This is a genomic window from Kocuria sp. KD4 (assembly GCF_011769905.1).
Classification (GTDB): domain Bacteria; phylum Actinomycetota; class Actinomycetes; order Actinomycetales; family Micrococcaceae; genus Kocuria; species Kocuria marina.
In genome coordinates this window covers 2787976-2806716 of sequence record NZ_CP050449.1, presented here as the reverse complement: position 1 = coordinate 2806716, position 18741 = coordinate 2787976, and the positions used below count along the sequence as shown (strand labels likewise).

Sequence of the window (18741 nt, the reverse complement as noted above, 5' to 3'; positions counted from 1 at the left end):
GTGGGGGCGGCCGCAAACCTCAGCCTAGAGCATGGTTCCGGGCTCGTCATAGCCCGTTGGAGCCGGTGCACAGAACTACAACTGTGTAGTTCCCACCTGGGGATAACTCGCTCCGGCGGGGTGTGATCCGGCGCTTTTCCACATGCTCCCGGGAGGCGGTGTACACACTTGTGGAAGGACGCGGCCGCCCGTCCGGCAGCCCACCGGACCGCCGATCGTAGTGTGCGGCAATTTGACCGGTGTGGCCCTTTTGACTACTGTGAATCAGTCTTGTGCGTGTAGGATTGCGATTTCTGCGCGTCCGCATGCCCCCAAATACGTACCGCGTGCGTCCCCTGTGATCCGTCGCAGTTGGCGCGCCGTTGTCCAACCTCGTGGAGTGACTAATGCCCAAGCGGACTTTCCAGCCCAACAACCGCCGCCGCTCTCGCAAGCACGGCTTCCGTGCTCGCATGCGCACCCGTGCCGGCCGCGCCATCATCGGCGCCCGCCGCAGCAAGGGCCGCGCCAGCCTGTCGGCCTAACTCATCGTCAACTCGCGAGGTTCGCGTCGTGCTGCCCACCAGGCATCGGATGCGGACCTCGGCGCAGTTCTCAGACACCGTACGTTCCGGCGCCCGCAGTGGCCGCCGGAACGTCGTCGTATCCGTGCGAAGCACCACGGAGCAAGCGTCCCGCGTGGGGTTCATCGTCTCCAAGGCGGTGGGTAACGCCGTGGTCAGGAACAAGGTGAAGCGCCGCCTGCGTGAACTCGCTGCCGTGACCGTCCGCGAACACCCGGCCGGGCTCGACGTCGTCGTCCGTGCTTTGCCCGCGGCCGCCGCGGCAGGGTGGGACGAACTGGGGCGTGACTACCGCGACGCCCTGCATGCCGCGCTGCGCAAGGCGCGATGACCTCCCCGCTGCGTACGCGGCGGATGCCGTAACGTTGCTTGTACAGAGTCGAGAAGGAGGCCCGCACGTGACATCACGTCCGTCTCCCGAGCAACTCCTCGCGCGCGCGCCGCACGAGTACAACCCTGGCGGCGGCCTCGTGCGCACCATGAAGCATCTTCCGCAGAATCTTTGCATCGCCCTGCTCAAGCTCTACCGCACGATCGTCTCCCCGCTGTACGGAGACGTGTGCCGGTATTTCCCCTCCTGTTCCGCATACGCGCTGGAGGCGTTCACCGTGCACGGCGCGGTGCGCGGACTGGGACTGAGCGTCAGACGTCTGCTGCGCTGCCACCCGTGGGCGGCCGGCGGGATCGATAGGGTCCCGAGCGGCGGTCGGGAGTTCCCCTCCGTGGCCTCGACCCCCAAAATCGTTCTGCTCAACCACCCGACCCTCGTGCGCGACCACGTGCACGACTGCCCGGCCCGTGACGACCACGCGGCTCAAGGAGCCAACGCTCGATGAACTTCTTCGACATTATTCTCTTCCCCTTCAGGTGGATCGTCTCCGCCGTGCTGTGGGTGTTCCACGAACTGTTCACCACCCTCGAGATGGATCCGGCCTCTGGTGTCACCTGGGTGCTGTGCATCGTGGGCCTGACCCTGGTCATGCGTACACTGACCATCCCGCTGTTCCTCAAGCAGATCAAGTCCATGCGCGGCATGCAGGAACTGCAACCGGAGATGGCCAAGCTGCAGGCCAAGTACAAGGGCAAGAAGGACCAGCTCTCCCGCCAGGCCATGGCCGAGGAGCAGATGGCCCTGTACAAGGAACACGGATCCAACCCGTTCGCGGCGTGCCTGCCGATCATCGTGCAGATGCCCATCTTCTTCGCGCTGTTCCAGGTGCTGCGTTCGGTCCCGCAGGCCGCCCAGAACAACGAGTCCATCCACGTCCTCACGCCGCAGCTGGTCCACCAGTTCAACGACTCCACGATCTTCGGCGCTCCCCTGTTCTCCACCCTGATGCAGCCGGGTGCGGGCAACCACATGGCCACCATCGTGCTGGCGATCGTCATGATCGTGGCCATGTGTGCCACGCAGTTCATCACGCAGAAGCAGCTGACCGCGCGCAACATGAGCGATGCCGCCAAGGAATCGCCCATGTACCGCCAGCAGCAGATGATGCTCTACCTGTTCCCGCTCATCTTCGCGATCGGTGGCATCAACTTCCCGCTGGGTGTGCTCATCTACTGGACAGTCTCGAACCTGTGGTCCATGGGCCAGCAGTGGTGGGTCATCCGCAACAACCCCACCAAGGGGTCCCAGGCGGAGCGTGAACTCAACGAGCGCCGTGCGGCCAAGGGTCTGCCCCCGGTGGGCATGACCAAGAAGGAGCACGAGGAGAAGCTCGAGGAGCAGCGTGAACGCGCGGCGGCGGGCCAGCGTCAGCAGCCCGTGTCCAAGAAGCGCCAGAAGCAGCAGGCCAAGAAGAACGGCTGAGAGGTCGCACCCGATGAACGACATCGACGAACAGCAGCAGCTACCCTCGCAGGACGCGTCCGCCGAGACGCAGACCCCCGAGCTCTCCCCCCTCGAGGAGGAGGGTGAGATCGCCGCGGACTACATCGAGGAGCTCCTCGACACCGCGGACATCGACGGCGACATCGACATCGAGGTCCGGGACGGGCGCACGTACGTCTCCGTGGTCGCGGAGGACGGTGACGACTCCCCTCTGCGAGAGCTCGTGGGCGAGAACGGCGAGACGGTCGAGGCGCTGCAGGAACTCGCGCGGCTGTCCGTCCTCAGCGCCACGCAGCGGCGCAGCCGGTTGATCTTGGACATCGCGGGGCACCGTGACGAGAGAGCCTCGGAGCTGCGCGAGATGGCGCAGGACGCCGTGGCCAAGGTCGAGTCCGAGGGCGGCAGCGTGCACCTGCCCCCGCTATCCCCGTACGAGCGCAAGATCGTCCACGACGCCGTCGCGGACGCCGGTCTGGTCTCCGAGTCCGAGGGCGACGGCGCCGGGCGCCACATCGTGGTCTCGGCGGCTCAGTGACCGTGTCGCGTTCCACCCCGCACCCCGCCGTGCCCGGGCAGGACAAGAACGGGTCGGGCGCCGAGGGCGCGTCGCGTCCCGCTCCCGAGCCCCAGCCAGCCCCTGAGCTCGGTGAGCACGAGGCCGCGGCGCGCACGATCTTCGATGACCGCCTCGACCTGGCGCGGCGCTACACGGAGCACCTGGCGTCCTCGGGCATCGTCCGTGGACTGATCGGTCCCCGTGAGGCCCCGCGATTGTGGGAACGTCACGTACTCAACTGCGCGGTGGTGGAGAGGCTGATCCCGCGGAACGCTCACGTCGCGGACGTGGGCTCGGGGGCCGGCCTTCCCGGCCTGTGCCTCGCGATCGCCCGGCCCGATCTGTCGATCACGTTGATCGAGCCGCTGGAGCGCCGTGTCGCATGGCTCGAGGAGATTGTGGCGGATCTCGGCCTGGACAACGTCCGTATGCTGCGGGCGCGCGCCGAACAGGCGAAGAACCAGGTGGGCCCGGTGGATGTGGTCACGGCCCGAGCCGTCTCCGCGCTCATCGGCCTGGTGGACATCACCCTGCCGCTGTTGAAGGGTTCCGGTGAGCTGCTCGCGCTCAAGGGACGCTCCGCCCAGGACGAGCTGCGCAAGGCGAGTAAGAAGTTCAATCGTTTCGGGGTCCGGTCCTCGGAGGTCGTGACCGTGGGCGAGGACCTCCTGGAGGAACCCACCACGGTGGTCCGGCTCGTGCTGTGAATCCGTCGTTGCCGGTGCGGCCTTGTCGATAAGCTACTAAGAGCACCGCACCAGTCACGTAAGGGACAGTCGATGACCGAGCCGGAACGGCCCACAGCAGGACCTACCCGTGGACACGACTTCGGATTGCCGCCTGATCCAATTTCGCAAACAAAAAAAGTTGTTCCTGATCGCGGACGCCATGTTTCACGTGAAACAGACGGTCATGCAGGAGTGACGGCACAAGACGCGGTGGCGGATACCGCCCTGGGGAGGAAACTCGTGGAAGAGAACAAGCGCCGCGCCAAGCTCAAGAACGTGCACCTGGACCGCCCCGAGAACACGCGCTACATCACCATCAGCAATCAGAAAGGTGGTGTGGGGAAGACCAGTACGTCGGTCAACCTCGCCGTGGCGCTCGCGCAGCAGGGCCAGAACGTGATGGTCGTGGACAACGATCCGCAGGGCAACGCGTCCACCGCACTCGGGATTCCCCACGGTGCGGATGCGGACTCCGTCTATGACGTGCTCATCGACGAGGTGCCGGTGGCCGAGGTGGTCAAGGAGTCCCCCGAGGTGTCCAACCTGTGGGTCCTCCCGGCGACCATCGACCTTGCCGGTGCCGAGATCGAACTCGTGTCCGTGGTGGCTCGTGAACAGCGATTGCAGCGGGCTCTGGCGGAGTACGCGACATCGCGCGAGGAGCATGGGCTCCCCCGTCTCGACTACGTGTTCATCGACTGCCCGCCCAGCCTCGGCCTCCTCACGATCAACGCGTTCGTCGCGGCGACCGAGGTACTGATCCCCATCCAGTGCGAGTACTACGCGCTCGAAGGGCTGAGCCAGCTGCTCAACAACATCGCCATGATCCAGAAGCACCTGAATCCGAAGCTCGTGGTGTCCTCCATCCTGCTGACGATGTACGACGGGCGGACCAACCTGGCGTCGCAGGTGGCCGACGAAGTCCGGCAGCACTTCCCTCGGGAGGTCATGGAGACCATGATTCCCCGGTCGGTGCGAGTCTCGGAGGCGCCGAGTTATCAGCAGAGCGTCATCACCTACGACCCCAGTTCCACCGGAGCGCTGTCGTACCTGGAGGCTGCGGCGGAACTGGCCAGCCGCGGATCCGGCGCGGCCGAGTAGGCATCTTCGATACCGCGAACGAGGCAGCCACTTTCTGCGTAGTTGCAGCTGGCGGGCGCCAGGTCGCATAACGCTGCGCTGATAGATCTTTCCATTATGACCCCGATGTTTCACGTGAAACATCGAGGTAATCGTGTGTCAGGCGCGCGGTTACCGCCGGTGAATGGGTCATACGAAGGATCCGTTCTTGACTACGATGGATACACCATCATCACCGGGAGGAATTCATCGTGGCAGAACGACGTCGTGGCCTCGGGCGCGGTTTAGGCGCTCTCATCCCCAATGGGGACGCTCAGGAGCAAACGACACCGCCAGCGGTCGACCCTAGGGAGACCGCAAGTCGTGGCAAGCAGTCCTCTCGAAGCGGCCCGACCGAGACCCCCGATCGGAGCTCGTCTCGTAAAGCCGGTACTGCCAAGGGGGTACGGGCCACCCCCGCCTTGAAGTCTGCCGACGAGAATCGTCAGGAGGCAACTCCACTCGCGACGGCGACCCCCAAGAAAACTGGTTCGAAAGGCGGCAAGACCGGGGCATCAGGCGCCGACGCTGAGGCAGTTGGTAAGAATGCCGGCCCGACCGGTGACGGCAATAGAATTGGAACCTCAGTGCGTCGGTCGTCGCGATCCAATAAAGCGGGGGAGGCGGGCTCCGAAAAGGGTGTGGGCACTAAACCAGACGCGGCCAAGCTTAAGACGCAGGTGAGTACGACCAAAGACGGTGCCGACGCCGCTGGGTCACGATCCGACGATGTTTCACGTGAAACATCCGATCCCTCGAAGGCTCCGGCATCACGTGGAAGCAAGCCGCCACGGACCCGGAGGGACATGGGCCAGGCCTTACGCAGTACGACGAATGTGCGCCGCCCGGTGGACATGTTCTTCCTGCCGTCGAGTGGTGGCGAGGAAACTGATGCGGGAAACTCTGACGACTTTTCGCGTACCGACGAAATCCATGACCCTTCGCGGGCCGTAGAGGTGACCTCCTCGAGCACAGCGGATGGGTCACACCAGGAGACCGTGCGCAATACGCCCACGAATGTCGCTCAGGGGAACCAGCAGGTAAAGTCCGACTCTGCCGACGTTTCACGTGAAACATCGGTCCAATCCTCTACCACGCGGAACATAGCGTCTCCTTCTGCCTCCGCCGATGGTGATGCGGACACCCTCGCAGAGCATATCCCCGCGGCGGATGTCATCGCGTCACAGCGGGAGGTCGTGCCCGCCGAACACTCTGCACAGGAAGACCTGCAGAGCATCCCCGGAGCCACCTTCGCGGAGATCTCGGTCACGGACATCCACCCCAACCGCAAGCAGCCGCGCCAGGTCTTCGATGAGGACGAGCTCGCGGAGCTCGCCTTCTCGGTGAAGGAACTCGGTGTCCTGCAGCCCATCGTCGTGCGTCCCAGTCATGAGGGGGGAGAGCAGAAGTACGAGCTCGTCATGGGCGAACGGCGGTGGCGAGCCGTCCAGGAGGCCGGTCTGGCCGTCATCCCGGCCATCATCCGGGATACAGCGGACGATGATCTCCTGCGGGATGCCCTGCTGGAAAACCTGCACCGGGCTCAGCTCAACCCCCTTGAAGAAGCCGCCGCGTACCAGCAGCTCATGGAGGAGTTCGGGGCCACTCAGGAGCAGCTCTCGGAACGGATCGGACGCTCCCGGCCGCAGATCTCCAACACCCTGCGCCTACTCCGACTCCCGGCGCTCGTGCAGCGTCGCGTGGCCGCGGGGGTACTGAGCTCGGGACATGCGCGTGCACTGTTGGCGCTGACGGATCCCGCCGAGATGGAGCGGGTCGCCCAGCGGATCGTGGCGGAGGGGCTGTCAGTGCGCGCCACGGAGGAGCTCGTCGCCCTCTCCGACGGTCTCAAGCGACACTCGACCAAGCGGAAGACCCCCGCAACCCGCCACGATGACCGACTGGGTTACATCGCAGATGCCTTCTCCGACAAGTTGGACACGAGCGTGAAGATCCAGCTTGGTGCGCGCAAGGGCAAGATGACGATCGAGTTCGCATCGGTCGAGGACCTCAACCGCATCATCGACGTGCTGGACCCCAAGCTGGATGCGAACTGAGCTTTCGCGGCCACGAATAAGGGCCGCGATGTTTCACGTGAAACATCGCGGCCCTACTTCCATCACCTAAACAGACCAGCCGGGCGATCGAGTGTCAGCAGCAAGGCGATCAGCCTTGTCTCCAACGCGTCGCTATCGCCCCATGATGAGGTGCGTTCAGCCGTCCCTACGGTAATAGTCCTGGATGTCCGCCAGGCTCATGGTTCCCGTGGCGGTGGGTTCCGGAGTGGACGCCAGGACGCGCTGGAGGCCACACAGAAGCGCCTCCGCCAAACGGGCGCGGTACTCACCACTCCGCAGCCGGGAGGCCTCATCCTCGTTCGAAAGGTATCCCAGATCGACCCATGCCGCCGCGGTACGGACCTCACGGAGTGCACTCCACTGCCGCGCATGGCTCCCCAGGTCCAGGGCACCCGTGCGGGCCACCAGCTCACGCAGGATCATGTCCGACGCGAGCTGACCCACGGGGGAGTACGCCTGACGTGTGTCCGGTGCACCCCAGAAGAAGGTGGCCACACCCTGGGCCAGGGGCGAGGAGTTCCAATCACACTGCAGGGTGAGCACAAGGGCGTCGTCGGGGAGGACCTCGGGGACCTTTGGGACGCTCCCGTCCGAGTCCTCCCGTCCAGTACCTGACGACGAAGCGCCGGCGCCCTGGGCCGGTGCGATCACGGGCTTGGCGCCCACCGCCCGGAGAAGGTCGCGGGTGCGCTGCGCGACGTCGAGGGTGATGGCATCCTGATCCGCGGCGAACGAATTCGGGGCCCCGGCTGGGGACACCTGAGGACCGGCACCGGAGGGCACCAGGAGCACCAGGCGATCACGGAGGGCCTCCTGGAGGCTCTCCAGCCGGTGGTGATCTCGTAGGGAGAATGCCTTGGCCGAGGTGATCTTCTTGCGCACGCGAGCCAGCCCGGAGAGGGTATCGAGACCCACGGTGCCGTCACTCGGGACACCCAGGCTGTGTTGGAGTTCCTTTACGGCGTACTCGGTCTGTCGGTTGAACACCGCATCCAGGTGCCCGTAGTAGAAACCCAACAGCGAAAGGTTGTCCTGCAGCTCCGCGACGTCGTCGCCGTGCAACGGGGCTACCTCGTCGAAGAACAGTGGACGGTCACCCAGCCTGTACTGGGCGTCGTTGAGTGCTGCCTCGGTCTCCGGACCGACCACGCCGTCCACGATGAGCCCCTTGCGCTGCTGGAACACCCGCACGGCGTGGTCCACACGGTCGTCGAAGACCGTGGGGTCCGGCACGCTGTCGCCGGCCAGGGGTAGGTCTTCGCCCCCTGCCCTGACGAGGCGTTCCCTGAGACCCGTGATGCGGCGGTCGGTCATACCGTGTCTGAGCGCGGCTCCGGGGGTGGATGGCGGCACGTGGTCTCCCTGGGGTCGGCGAGCCACTCCCACGGTGTGGTTCGCACACTGCAATTGGGTTCGAGAAAACCCGGGCCCGCGCACGTATATGATGCGGGCCCGGGTCGGATGAGTCACGCGGAGGGGTTGAGGTAGTCCCCGAACTCCTTCTCGAGCGCGGACTTGGGCTTGGCACCGATCGAGGTCTTGGCGACCTCGCCGTTCGCGAAGAGGTACACCGCGGGGATTGAGGTGATGCCGTACTGGGAGGCGATCGCGGGGTTGTCGTCCACGTTGACCTTCACCACGTCCACGTGATCCGCGTGCTCCGCGGCGATCGCGTCCAGCACGGGTCCGAGTTGGCGGCACGGACCGCACCACTCGGCCCAGAAGTCCACGATGGTGGGCTTGGAGTTCTCGAGCACCTCGGCCTTGAAGTTGGCGTCGGTGACGTCCTTTGCAGAGCTCATGTGTGTTTCCTTTCGATGGGTTTCCCGCTCGGTCGCCGAATCGTTCCGGCGGTTCCGGGCGGGAGTGGGTTGGCGGGTGGGTTCGGATCAGCTGTCGAGGGCCGCGAGGTAGTGCTCCACGTCCACCGCGGCAACACAGCCCGAGCCCGCGGCGGTGATCGCCTGGCGGTAGGTCGCGTCCACCACGTCGCCGGCGGCGAAGACACCGGCCAGCGAGGTCGTGGAGCTGCGCCCGTCCACGGCGATCGTGTTGTCCACCGTCAACTCGAGCTGATCCTTCACGAGTCCTACGCGGGGGTCCGAGCCGATGGCCACGAACAGACCGGTCACGGCCAGCTCAGAGGCCTCACCCGTGACGGTGTCCTCCAGGGCCAGGGACTCCACCTTGTCCGCGCCCTGGATCCCGGTGACCTTGGTGTTCCAGAGGATCTCGATCTTGGGGTCGTCGAACGCACGCTGCTGCATGATCTCGGACGCACGGAACCGGTCCCGGCGGTGGATCAGGGTCACCTTGTCCGCGAACTTGGTCAGGAACGTGGCCTCCTCGATCGCGGAGTCACCGCCGCCCACCACCGCGATGTTCTGCTTCTTGAAGAAGAACCCGTCGCACGTGGCACACCACGACACACCGTGGCCGGAGAGCCGTTCCTCGTCCTCGAGACCGAGCTTGCGGTACTCGGAACCGGTGGAGATGATGACCGCGCGGGCGCGCAGCACGGTCCCGTCCTCCACGGTCACGGTCTTGATCTCTCCCTCGAGTTCCGCGGAGACGACGTCCTCGTAGCGGATGTCCGCCCCGAAGCGCTCGGCCTGCTGCTGCATGTTGTTCATCAGGTCCGGGCCCATGATGCCGTCGATGAACCCCGGGTAGTTCTCCACGTCCGTGGTGTTCATGAGTTCACCACCGGCGGTCACGGACCCGGCCAGCACCACGGGGTTGAGGTTTGCGCGCGCCGTATAGATGGCAGCGGTGTACCCCGCGGGACCGGAACCCACGATGACGACGTCGTGAACGGCATCGTCCTCGGAGGTGGTGCGGGCGTCCTCGGACGCAGCGGAGGCCTCCGCCGCGCCGCCGACCTTGAGGTTCACAGCATTCGCGAAAATGCCGGGCTGATTGCTCACTGGTACGAAACCTTTCCACGAGTCACCGCGTGTGCGGATGTCAACTACACCCAAGAACGTGGGGAGTACCGCCAGATATTCCGTTCGGCGGCGTCACCGGGTTCAGTGCACGGACAGTTCGCTGATCCGCAAGCCGTACGGGTAGCCGCCGATGGGATTGTTCAGCCGCGGCAATTCGTTCCACACCACCAGGACGTACCGGTGCGGGTCGTTCTGCGCGGCCTCGGAGAGCGGGACGCTGACCTGCGGCCCGGTGAACGAGCCCGTGCCCACTTGTTGCGCGCCGTCGAGCGACGGGCTGTCCGAGACGTACACCGTGAACTGTCCGCCGGTGCCACCGTCCTGCTGGATCGTGAGTTCCCGGACGAGTGCGGGGTCCTGCAGCTGCGCGGCGAGTCCCACGTACTGGACTAGGTTGCCGAACTGGGAGTTCGAGAAACCGTAGCTCAGCCACGAGGTCCCCGGGTTGCCGTCCGTGGCCTGGCCCAGCGTGGCGTCCGTGTCGGTCATGAAGTTCGGGTCTTGGGTCACCCGCGTGACCGTCCCGACCTGCGGTGTGGCGGCCGGGCTCGGCGTGTTCGACGCCGCGGGCCCGCTCGGCGCTGCGTTCTCCTGCGGGGCCCCGCCCTGTCCGAACTGCCCGGTGAGCGCACCGAGCCCGCGGAAGCCCAGCACGATCGCCGCGATCAGCGCGATGATCAGTAACACCAGCAACAGCCACCGCAGCGGACCCTTGCGGGATCGTTCGGTGGAGCCGGGCCGGGCGCCACCCGCGCCCGCCGGATCAGCGGCATGCTCGCGTTCGGCGGCGTGGGCGGTGCGTGCGGCTGCGCCGCCGGCCGCGGGCTCCCTCGCCCCGTCCGCGGTGCGCGCCGCTGCGGTGTCCGTCCCCGCGGGGGAGTGCCCTGCGGAGGCATTCGCCGACGACGCCGCTGCCGCACCCGCGATCCCGCCCGCCGCCGCGGTGGTCGCCGCGGCGTTCATCATCCCGCCCCCGGCGGCATGGGCCGTACCCACGCTCTCGGCGGACGCGGCGGCATCCGAACCACCGGCGGCCGTCCTGGCCGGGGCGGCGGGATCGTCCAGGGGAGCAGCGTCGTCACCAGGGGCCGTGTCGGGGAGCGACGCGGCGTCGTCGTCCGATGCCGAAGCATGCCCGGCCGCTGCACCGGAGGCCGGTGCGACCGTGCGGATGGCCGCGGTGCCGTCGTGAGCGGCGTCGTCATCGCGGGCCGAGCGGGGCGCGGAGGGCTGTTCATCCAGGCGCCCAGGCTTGCCCTCGGTCCGTTCGTAGCTCTCGTAGCGGTTGTCGCCGTCGTAGGTGGGATCGATTGCCTCGGCCGACGTTGCTGCGGTCGCCCCGGCGGCAGCGCCCCGGGTGGCTGCGCGGTCGAACATCGTGGAGCGCACGGCGTCGGGGCGGACCTTGCGCGCGAAGCCGAGCTTGTTGCGCACGGACGGGGCGGCGGGGGCGTCGTCGTAATCGTCGTAGTCGGAGGCGTTCCAGCGCGTGACGGCGGGGCGCGACGAGGGTTCAGGATCCCGGGAGACGGTCTCCTGCGGCTGTGTGGGGTCCGGCTCCTCGTAGATGTAGGCGGAGGAGGCGGCCGAGCGGGAGTCCCCGAAGATGTCGTCGGAGAGGGAGTAGTCGTCGGCGTCGTCGTCCTGGACCAGCAGCGCGTCCAACAGGTCCGCGGTGGGTGCATAGGAGGTGACCAGGTAGGTGGAGTCCTCGGTCTGACCCATGTCCAGGACCTGGAAGCCGCTGTGCCCGGCGCCGGCGGCCAGCGAACGCGCGTTGTCCACGAGCAGCGACTCGTGAGCCGGGGAGGGCACCAGGATTGAGACCCGGCGGCGCAGGATCTGGTCCTCGCCCTGGAGCACGTGATCGTTTTCGGCGGTGCTCAGCAGGGACGCGGTGACCTTGTAACGGCCCCCCAGAACGGCTCCAAGCGCAATGGGCTGGGACACGGTGGCTCCCTCTGGTAATCGGGCGCCACGGGGGTCGCACGGGCGCGAGAACGATCTTTCGGGCAGTCTACCGGCCGAGTTTGGCGCGCAGCGGGGCCAGCAAACCCGTGAACTCCTGGACCCGGAACAGCTTCAGGGCCACGGCGTACACGGCGGCCATCACGAGCCCGCCCACGGCCAGGCTGATCAGGGCTGCTGCCTGATTACCCCACGGGAAACCGTCGGTGCGGTACCCGCCGAGCAACCACAGCGTCACGACTCCCGCCACGCCCGCGACGAGCGAGGCGGCCAGGATGCGCACGTGACTGCTCACGATCCGGGACAGGCCGTAGTCCCCGATCCGCCGCGTGAGGGCGTAGTGGTAGATCACCGTGGCCAGCACGTTCTGGATGGCGTAACAGGCCGCGACGGCGAACACCATGTGCTCGGGCGGAAAGACCCGGGCGATCAGCACGGCGGCGATCACGGTGAAGACGGACACCCCCAGCTGCACGAGGAACGGGGTGCGCGCGTCCTCCTGGGCGTAGAACGCGCGGCCCAGCATGAACGCGGTGGACATGAACGGCGCGCCGATGGCGATCACCGTGATGACCTGACCGATCACCGCGCCGGCGGCAGGAACACCACCGGAGAACAGCATGCCCAGCGGACCCGCGTACATGATCAGGGCGACCATGCAGAACACGGTGGCCACACCGGTGACCCGCAGGCTCGAGGACAGGGATGAGACCAGGGAGTCACGGTCCTTCTCGGACGCCGCGGCCGCCATGCGGTTGAACAACACGGTGGCGATGGACAGCCCGATCACCCCGTGGGGCAGCGCGTAGAGCATGGTGGCCTGGTCCAGGACGGCCGTACCCGCGATGGGGGGCGCCCCACCCGGACCGGACGCGATGTCCGCCCGGGCACCCGTGGGGATCGCCGCAGTGCGGTACAGGGCCATGAACGCGAGGTTGGCGATCACGCCGGTGGCGAGCGTCCAGCCGCCCAGGCGCGCCGCGGTGGACAGCCCGATCCCGCGCCACCCGAAGCGCGGGCGGATCCGCAGTCCCAGCCGGGCGAGCGGCCAGAACAGGATGAAGGCCTGCGCGGCGACACCCACCGTGGCCATGACCACGAGCCAGAAGGTCTGGGCGGAGGTCCAGTTCTCGAGGGTGTGCGGGTTGGTGCGGAACGGACCGAACTGCTGGATGAAGACCAGCAGGGCGGCGATCGCGATGACGTTGTTGAGCACCGGGGCCCACATGTACGCACCGAACGCACCCTTGGCGTTGAGCACCTGACCCACGACCGTGTAGAGGCCGTAGAAGAAGATCTGGGGGAACGTGATCAGCGCGAACGTGGTGCCCATGGCCAGCTGGGCGTCCGACCACCCCGGGCCCATGAGATTCATGATGGGGCGCACCAACAGCACGACCGCCGCGGTGATCACCAACAGCGCGATCACGGCGAGTGTGATCAGCCGGGAGATGTAATCAGCGCCCTCGTCCTGCGCCTTGGACGCCTTGATGATCTGCGGCACCAGCACCGCGTTGAACACACCGCCCGCGATCAGCACGTAGATCAGGTTGGGCAGTGTGTTGGCCAGCTGGAACACATCCGCCATGGTCGCGGCGGAACCGATGGCCACCGTGATCAGGAACGTCTTGACGAACCCCAGGATGCGGGACACCAGGGTCCCGGAGGCCATGATCGCGCTGGAGCGCGCACCGGACTTCTGCATGGATCAAGGCCTCCTGCGCGGGGGGACGGGCCGGGTACGGCGCACGACGGATCGGACGGGACAGCCTACAACTGGTGAATGATGTATTCCCGGGCGATGTCCGCGATGCGCCGTTCGTTGGGGAAGGACAACTTCCGGCCGAGGGCGTCGATCCCGGACCACGCTACATCCACGGCCTCGTGGTCGGGGTCGTTCTCCGTGGTCAGGAATCCGCCGATGGCCTCCAGCAGGAAATGGTGGACGGTCTTGTGCACGCGGTGTCCGGAGACCGTGAACCAGTAGTCGATGCTGCCCAGCGGGGAGAGCACGCGGCCCATGATTCCGGTTTCCTCCTCTATCTCCCGCACGGCGGCTTCCTCGTTGGTCTCCTCGCCCTCGGGATGACCCTTGGGAAGGCACCACTCGAGCCGTCCACCGCGGTTGATCCGAGCAATGATGGCCACCGGATGCGTGGGATCGGACAGGTCCACCACGATCCCACCGGCCGACACCTCTTCCACCGTGGGCAGCGCGGAGACCGGTTGGTTCGGTCGCCTCTTGGGCGCGCTGGGTACGGGGAAAGCCATGCCATCTACCTTAGCGACATTCCCGGGACACTCCCTGATATGGGTCCGGCGGCGGTCCGTCCGCCGCGGTCGAGAGCGGTTGTACCGCCGCGGGCCCGACGACGCCCGCTCCGGCCGGGCCAGCCGACGGCACATTCCGCTCGCACCCGCCGCCGCAGACGCCGCCCCGAGCCGGCCGACGGCGCTCGCCGTGATGCGATAATGACGCTCATCATGACGCAGTTGCTGGACACCTCCTCACTTCACCCCGTTTCCCACGAGCTGGGGCGCCTCTTCGACAGCGCCGGATACGAGCTGTCCCTGGTGGGCGGGCCCGTACGCGACCTCCTGCTGGGCCGGGACGCGCTGGACCTGGACTTCACCACGAACGCGAGCCCCGATCAGACCCTCGAGCTGATCCGGGACTGGGCGGATGCACACTGGGAGATCGGCCGGGAATTCGGGACCATCGGGATGCGTAAGTCCGGCATGCAGCTGGAGGTCACCACCTACCGCGCCGAGGCGTACGACCCCGATTCTCGCAAGCCCACCGTGGCCTTCGGGGACGATCTGACCGAAGACCTGCAACGCCGCGACTTCACCGTCAACGCCATGGCCCTGCGGTTGCCGGGCATGGAGCTCGTGGACCCGTTCGGCGGGATCAAGGACCTGCACGCCGGTGTGCTGCGCACCCCCGGGACCCCGGAGGACTCGTTCACGGACGATCCCCTGCGCATGATGCGTGCCGCGCGGTTCAGCTCCCAGTTGGGTCTGACCGTGGCGGAGCCCGTGCGGGAGGCCATGACCGCGATGGCCGAGCGGATCGAGATCGTCTCCGCCGAACGGGTGCGCGAGGAACTGGTCAAGCTGATCTGCGGCGCCCATCCCCGCCGGGGCACCGAACTCATGGTGGACACGGGACTCGCGCAGATCGTGCTCCCGGAGGTGCCCGCGCTGCAGCTGGAGACCGACGAGGCGCATCATCACAAGGACGTCTACCAACATTCCCTCACGGTCATGGAACAGGCCGCGGAGAAGGAGACCGGTCCGGACGGCCCTGTGCCCGCCCCGGACTTCGTGCTGCGCTTCGCGGCGCTCATGCACGACGTGGGAAAACCCGCCACGCGCCGCTTCGAACCGTCCGGGGCCGTGAGCTTCCGACACCACGAGGTGGTGGGGGCCAAGCTCACGCGCAAGCGGATGAAGGCGCTGCGCTTCGACAATGACACGATCAAGCGGGTCACCCGCCTTGTGGAACTGCATATGCGTTTCTACGGATATGGTGACGCCGACTGGACCGATTCCGCGGTGCGCCGGTACGTGCGGGACGCGGGGGACGAACTCGAGCGGCTGCACCGGCTCACCCGCTCGGACGTCACGACCCGCAACAAGCGCAAGGCCTCCCGGCTCGCCCGGCACTACGACGAGCTCGAACACCGCATCGACCAGCTCGCCGAGCAGGAACAGCTGGACGCCGTCCGGCCCGAGCTGGACGGCCAGCAGATCATGGCGATCCTGGGCATACCGCCCGGACCCCAGGTGGGCCGCGCGTACAAATTCCTCCTGGAGATGCGTCTGGACGAGGGCGCCGTGGGGGAGGACGTGGCACGCGAGCGCCTCGTGTCCTGGGCGCGTGAGAAGGGCGTCATCGACTCCTGACGGAGAGGGCCACGCCGAGGTACCGCAGCGGAACACTCGCGCCATGACGCGTGGACTCCCCGCCCCCGTGGAACACTGACAGCATCCGTACCCGCGTTCCGAGGAGATCCCGCATGAGCCTGGAAGGTGCGCGCAACAGATCGGGAGGCAATGCCGGTCTGATGCTGCTGGGCCTCGGCCTGTACACGGTCATGATGGCCTACCTGTTGCGCATCCCGTGCCGGGTACCGGACTGGAACATGGCCCAGCAGGTTCCCGAGCTGTGTGCCACGGTGATCGGCACCGGGGATCTCAGTGTGCGCTCGTCGGACGTGGCCGGGGGGTTCTTCACCGGGGGTCCCACGGGGGATCAGCCGGTGCTCGTGGGGATGATCACCACGATCATCGGGTGGTTCGCCTCCAACCTGACCTCTCTGCTAGGTCTGGACGTGGGGCAGGGCTTCTACCTGGACCTCTCCCTGATCCTTCTGGCCCTCGTGTGGTTGGCCATCGTGGGCGTGGTCTCCTCGCTGAGCGGCAACCGGCGCTCCGACGCCCTGGTCATGGCGTTGGCCCCCGTGATCGTGCTCGTGGGATTCCAGTCCTGGGACCTGTGGGCCGTGCTGTTCATGATGCTTGCCCTGCTGGGCTACGTACGCGGGAACCCGGCGCTCGCGGGGATCATGGTGGGCTTCGGTGCCTCCGTGGCGTTCTTCCCCGTGGTGGTGCTGCTCGCGATCCTGATCATGGCCGCGCGTCACCGGTTCCTCAAGGACATCCTCTCCGCGTTCATCTGGGCCGTGGTTGCGTGGGCCCTGATCAACGGGACGTACATGATCACGGCGTGGGATCGCTGGCGGGCCCAGTTCGGGGACATGGTGCGCTCCGACACCGAACAACCCTCGCTGTGGAACGTGTGGAGCTCCACCGTTGAACCGCGCACCGGGGTGTCCCTGGGAACCGGCGCGGACGGTCAGTACGTCCTGCTGAGCATGATCCTGGCGCTCGTGTTTGTGCTCCTGATCGCGCTGCTCAGCAAGCGGGAGCCCTCGGCCGTGCAGATCACGTTCCTGTTGCTCGCGCTCTACATCCTGTTGGCCAAGGAGTACTCCCTGACCTACGTGGTGTGGCTCGTGCCCCTCGTCATCCTGTGCCGTCGCAACTGGATCGAGTTCGGGCTGTGGCAGGTGGTGGAAGTGCTCTACTGGGCCACCGTGGTGCTGCCGGCCTCGGCATGGCCTACCCTGCCGTGGGTCGAGGAATTCGGCTGGAGTGCCCAAGATATATTGGCCGTAGTACGTTATGTCTTTCTCATCTATCTGGTGGTGGCGGTTGTGGTGGACATGTTCCGGGGACGCAAGGCTGCGGCGCTCGGCGCGTCCGCGGTCCAGTAAGAACCCGGCATGGCACCGCGCGACTCCGAGACCCTCGCTCGTCTGAGGCTGCCGTCCTGGCGTTCCCTCCGCCTACCCCTGTTGCTCGTGCTGGTGTTCGTCGCGGTCGCGTCCACCGTGTGGGCCGCGCTCGCCAACTACTTCCTGGTCTCGCGGGATCCCGAGGCTCCCGTGGGCAGGTACCTGGGGTACCTCGAGGGCGGCAGTTCCCGTCAGGTCCTCGCACCGTTGTTGATCGGCGGGGACCGCCCCCTGGCGCAGCTGCTGTCCAACGGGGTGTACCGGGATGCCGCAAACCGCCCGCAGGGCCACGACTTCGTGGGGGTCCAGAAGCACGGGGAACACGCCGCGGTGGGGGTGGACATCCACCTGGGGGACGGTTCCACCGTGCACCGTGAGTACACGGTCGAGAAGGTGGCGTCCTGGGGCCCCTTCAACGACTCGTGGCGATTGGTGGAACGCGACAACGCCATTGTGGACGTCCGACTGCCCGCGGCGGTGGACGCGGCGTCCGTCAACGGCAACAAGGTGCGTCCGAACGGTTCCGAGCTCTTCCCCACGGACCCTTCCGATCCCGGGTCACCCGCGCGCACGTGGCAGTTCGAGGGCCTGCCCGGGGTCTACGACATCGCGATGCCTGAGGACTCGTATCTCCTGGCCAGCGAACATGCCTCCGCGGAAATATCCATGAGCGATCCCCGGTCCGCCGCGGTCGAACTGGACTTCACAGCGTCGCCGCACATGTGGGAGGGCGCGGAGCGGGCCGTTCAGGACGCCGTGGGCCAATGCGAACGCGTGCTGCGCTTCGACGCTGCGCAGTGCCCGCTGCCCGCGCAGTTGGGAGGCGGGCCCGCGGCGTCACCCTCCGCCTCGCCCAGTGCTTCACCCACCGGGGCTCCCACGGAGGTCCCGCCGGGCGTGTCCAACATTCGGTGGGAACTGCAGTCCCGCCCGTCACTGCTCCTGGCACAGGATGACGACGATCCCCTGGCCTTCCACGCCGTGCGGTTCCGCCCCGCGGTGGCCACCGTGACCTGGCTGCAGAACGGGCGGCAGCACTCGGGGACCGTGGGCTTCGGGATCGACGTGACGGCCCGGACCAACGGTGAGGACCTGGACACGGACGTGCAGTTGCGCTCGACGCTGACCGAGCGGGAGAGGGCCAGCCAGCGCTCCTAGGATGGGATCGGTTGCATCAAGGCAACCGGGGAGTGGAAGAGGGGTTCATCATGGCCGACGAACCGGAGTACTACACGGCACAACCGCTACCGCGCCGCGACGAGCCGTCCCGCGGCTACGGCCAGGGCGCCGGCTTCGGCCCCGCAGGCACCGCGCCCGGGTGGGGTCACCAGCGCCCCGTCGGCCAGCCGGTCAACGTCAACGTGGTGGGCGGCAGGTCCATCGTGCTGGCCTATGTCCTGTGGTTCTTCCTGGGCAACTTCGGCGTCCACAAGTTCTACCTGGCCCAGCCCTTCCAAGGGATCTTCTACCTGGTGCTCTCCGCGATCGGGTGGCTCACCGTGGGGATCCTGATCGGCTGGTTTTTCCTGGGTCTGTTGTGGCTGCTCATGCTGATCGACCTGTTCGTGATCCCCCTGCGCGTGGGCGCGCTCAACGCTCGGTTGGCCCGACGCGTCGGTGGCTACTGAGCCCCCGTTGTAGTAA

Annotated in this window: 18 protein-coding genes; 12 read left to right on the top strand and 6 right to left on the bottom strand. The window is 66.8% G+C overall.

Features of this window, described 5'->3' with window-relative positions; all coding sequences use genetic code 11:
• Positions 1-386: 386 nt before the first annotated feature.
• The 8 genes from rpmH to HBK84_RS12565 all read left to right on the top strand — a co-directional run bounded on the left by rpmH (position 387) and on the right by HBK84_RS12565 (position 6857).
• The gene (gene rpmH / locus HBK84_RS12600) at positions 387-524 is read left to right on the top strand and encodes a 50S ribosomal protein L34 (protein WP_035962803.1); all 138 of its coding nucleotides are present in this window, start codon (positions 387-389) and stop codon (positions 522-524) included.
• Positions 463-894 carry a ribonuclease P protein component gene (gene rnpA, locus HBK84_RS12595; protein WP_370520550.1) on the top strand — a complete coding sequence of 144 codons (432 nt, stop codon included), beginning with the start codon at positions 463-465 and terminating at the stop codon, positions 892-894. The genes rpmH and rnpA overlap by 62 nt, the downstream gene beginning before the upstream one ends.
• 67 nt (positions 895-961) lie before the next feature.
• Positions 962-1399 carry a membrane protein insertion efficiency factor YidD gene (gene yidD / locus HBK84_RS12590; protein ID WP_064845486.1) on the top strand — a complete coding sequence of 146 codons (438 nt, stop codon included), beginning with the start codon at positions 962-964 and terminating at the stop codon, positions 1397-1399.
• Complete coding sequence (yidC, locus tag HBK84_RS12585; RefSeq protein ID WP_167319066.1) at positions 1396-2376, top strand: membrane protein insertase YidC; 981 nt, start codon at positions 1396-1398, stop codon at positions 2374-2376. The genes yidD and yidC overlap by 4 nt, the downstream gene beginning before the upstream one ends.
• Positions 2377-2389: 13 nt before the next feature.
• Positions 2390-2932, top strand: a complete 543-nt coding sequence (locus HBK84_RS12580) for a R3H domain-containing nucleic acid-binding protein (RefSeq protein ID WP_167319065.1) — start codon at positions 2390-2392, stop codon at positions 2930-2932.
• 137 nt (positions 2933-3069) lie between these two features.
• Positions 3070-3660: a 16S rRNA (guanine(527)-N(7))-methyltransferase RsmG gene (gene rsmG, locus HBK84_RS12575; protein ID WP_239320721.1), complete on the top strand. Its 591-nt coding sequence runs from the start codon at positions 3070-3072 to the stop codon at positions 3658-3660.
• Positions 3661-3921: 261 nt separating this feature from the next.
• Positions 3922-4782, top strand: coding sequence for a ParA family protein (locus HBK84_RS12570; protein ID WP_370520549.1), 861 nt, complete (start codon positions 3922-3924; stop codon positions 4780-4782).
• 824 nt (positions 4783-5606) lie between these two features.
• The gene (locus tag HBK84_RS12565; RefSeq protein ID WP_240919023.1) at positions 5607-6857 is read left to right on the top strand and encodes a ParB/RepB/Spo0J family partition protein; all 1251 of its coding nucleotides are present in this window, start codon (positions 5607-5609) and stop codon (positions 6855-6857) included.
• A gap of 156 nt (positions 6858-7013) precedes the next feature.
• On the opposite strand, the gene HBK84_RS12560 is transcribed toward HBK84_RS12565, so the two are convergent.
• From HBK84_RS12560 to HBK84_RS12535, 6 genes are all read right to left on the bottom strand, one after another.
• Positions 7014-8192, bottom strand: a complete 1179-nt coding sequence (locus HBK84_RS12560; RefSeq protein ID WP_167319064.1) for a peptidoglycan-binding protein — start codon at positions 8190-8192, stop codon at positions 7014-7016.
• A 152-nt stretch (positions 8193-8344) separates the two neighbouring features.
• Entirely contained in the window at positions 8345-8680 is a 336-nt protein-coding gene (trxA, locus tag HBK84_RS12555; protein WP_085107233.1) for a thioredoxin, read from the bottom strand.
• A gap of 87 nt (positions 8681-8767) precedes the next feature.
• The gene (gene trxB / locus HBK84_RS12550; protein WP_167319063.1) at positions 8768-9805 is read right to left on the bottom strand and encodes a thioredoxin-disulfide reductase; all 1038 of its coding nucleotides are present in this window, start codon (positions 9803-9805) and stop codon (positions 8768-8770) included.
• 102 nt (positions 9806-9907) lie between these two features.
• Entirely contained in the window at positions 9908-11776 is a 1869-nt protein-coding gene (locus tag HBK84_RS12545) for a hypothetical protein (RefSeq protein WP_167319062.1), read from the bottom strand.
• A gap of 67 nt (positions 11777-11843) precedes the next feature.
• On the bottom strand, positions 11844-13499 hold the full coding sequence (murJ, locus tag HBK84_RS12540) for a murein biosynthesis integral membrane protein MurJ (RefSeq protein WP_064845479.1): 1656 nt from the start codon (positions 13497-13499) through the stop codon (positions 11844-11846).
• 65 nt (positions 13500-13564) lie between these two features.
• Positions 13565-14065: an NUDIX hydrolase gene (locus HBK84_RS12535; protein ID WP_064845478.1), complete on the bottom strand. Its 501-nt coding sequence runs from the start codon at positions 14063-14065 to the stop codon at positions 13565-13567.
• A gap of 213 nt (positions 14066-14278) precedes the next feature.
• Between HBK84_RS12535 and HBK84_RS12530 the strand changes: the two genes are divergently transcribed.
• The 4 genes from HBK84_RS12530 to HBK84_RS12515 all read left to right on the top strand — a co-directional run bounded on the left by HBK84_RS12530 (position 14279) and on the right by HBK84_RS12515 (position 18725).
• Positions 14279-15703 (top strand): CCA tRNA nucleotidyltransferase, encoded by a 1425-nt coding sequence (locus HBK84_RS12530; protein WP_167319061.1) that lies wholly within the window; start codon positions 14279-14281, stop codon positions 15701-15703.
• A 113-nt stretch (positions 15704-15816) separates the two neighbouring features.
• On the top strand, positions 15817-17076 hold the full coding sequence (locus tag HBK84_RS12525; protein ID WP_085107246.1) for a glycosyltransferase 87 family protein: 1260 nt from the start codon (positions 15817-15819) through the stop codon (positions 17074-17076).
• A gap of 9 nt (positions 17077-17085) precedes the next feature.
• Positions 17086-18255, top strand: coding sequence for a hypothetical protein (locus tag HBK84_RS12520; protein WP_167319060.1), 1170 nt, complete (start codon positions 17086-17088; stop codon positions 18253-18255).
• A gap of 50 nt (positions 18256-18305) precedes the next feature.
• Complete coding sequence (locus HBK84_RS12515; RefSeq protein WP_144997593.1) at positions 18306-18725, top strand: TM2 domain-containing protein; 420 nt, start codon at positions 18306-18308, stop codon at positions 18723-18725.
• Positions 18726-18741 lie beyond the last annotated feature (16 nt).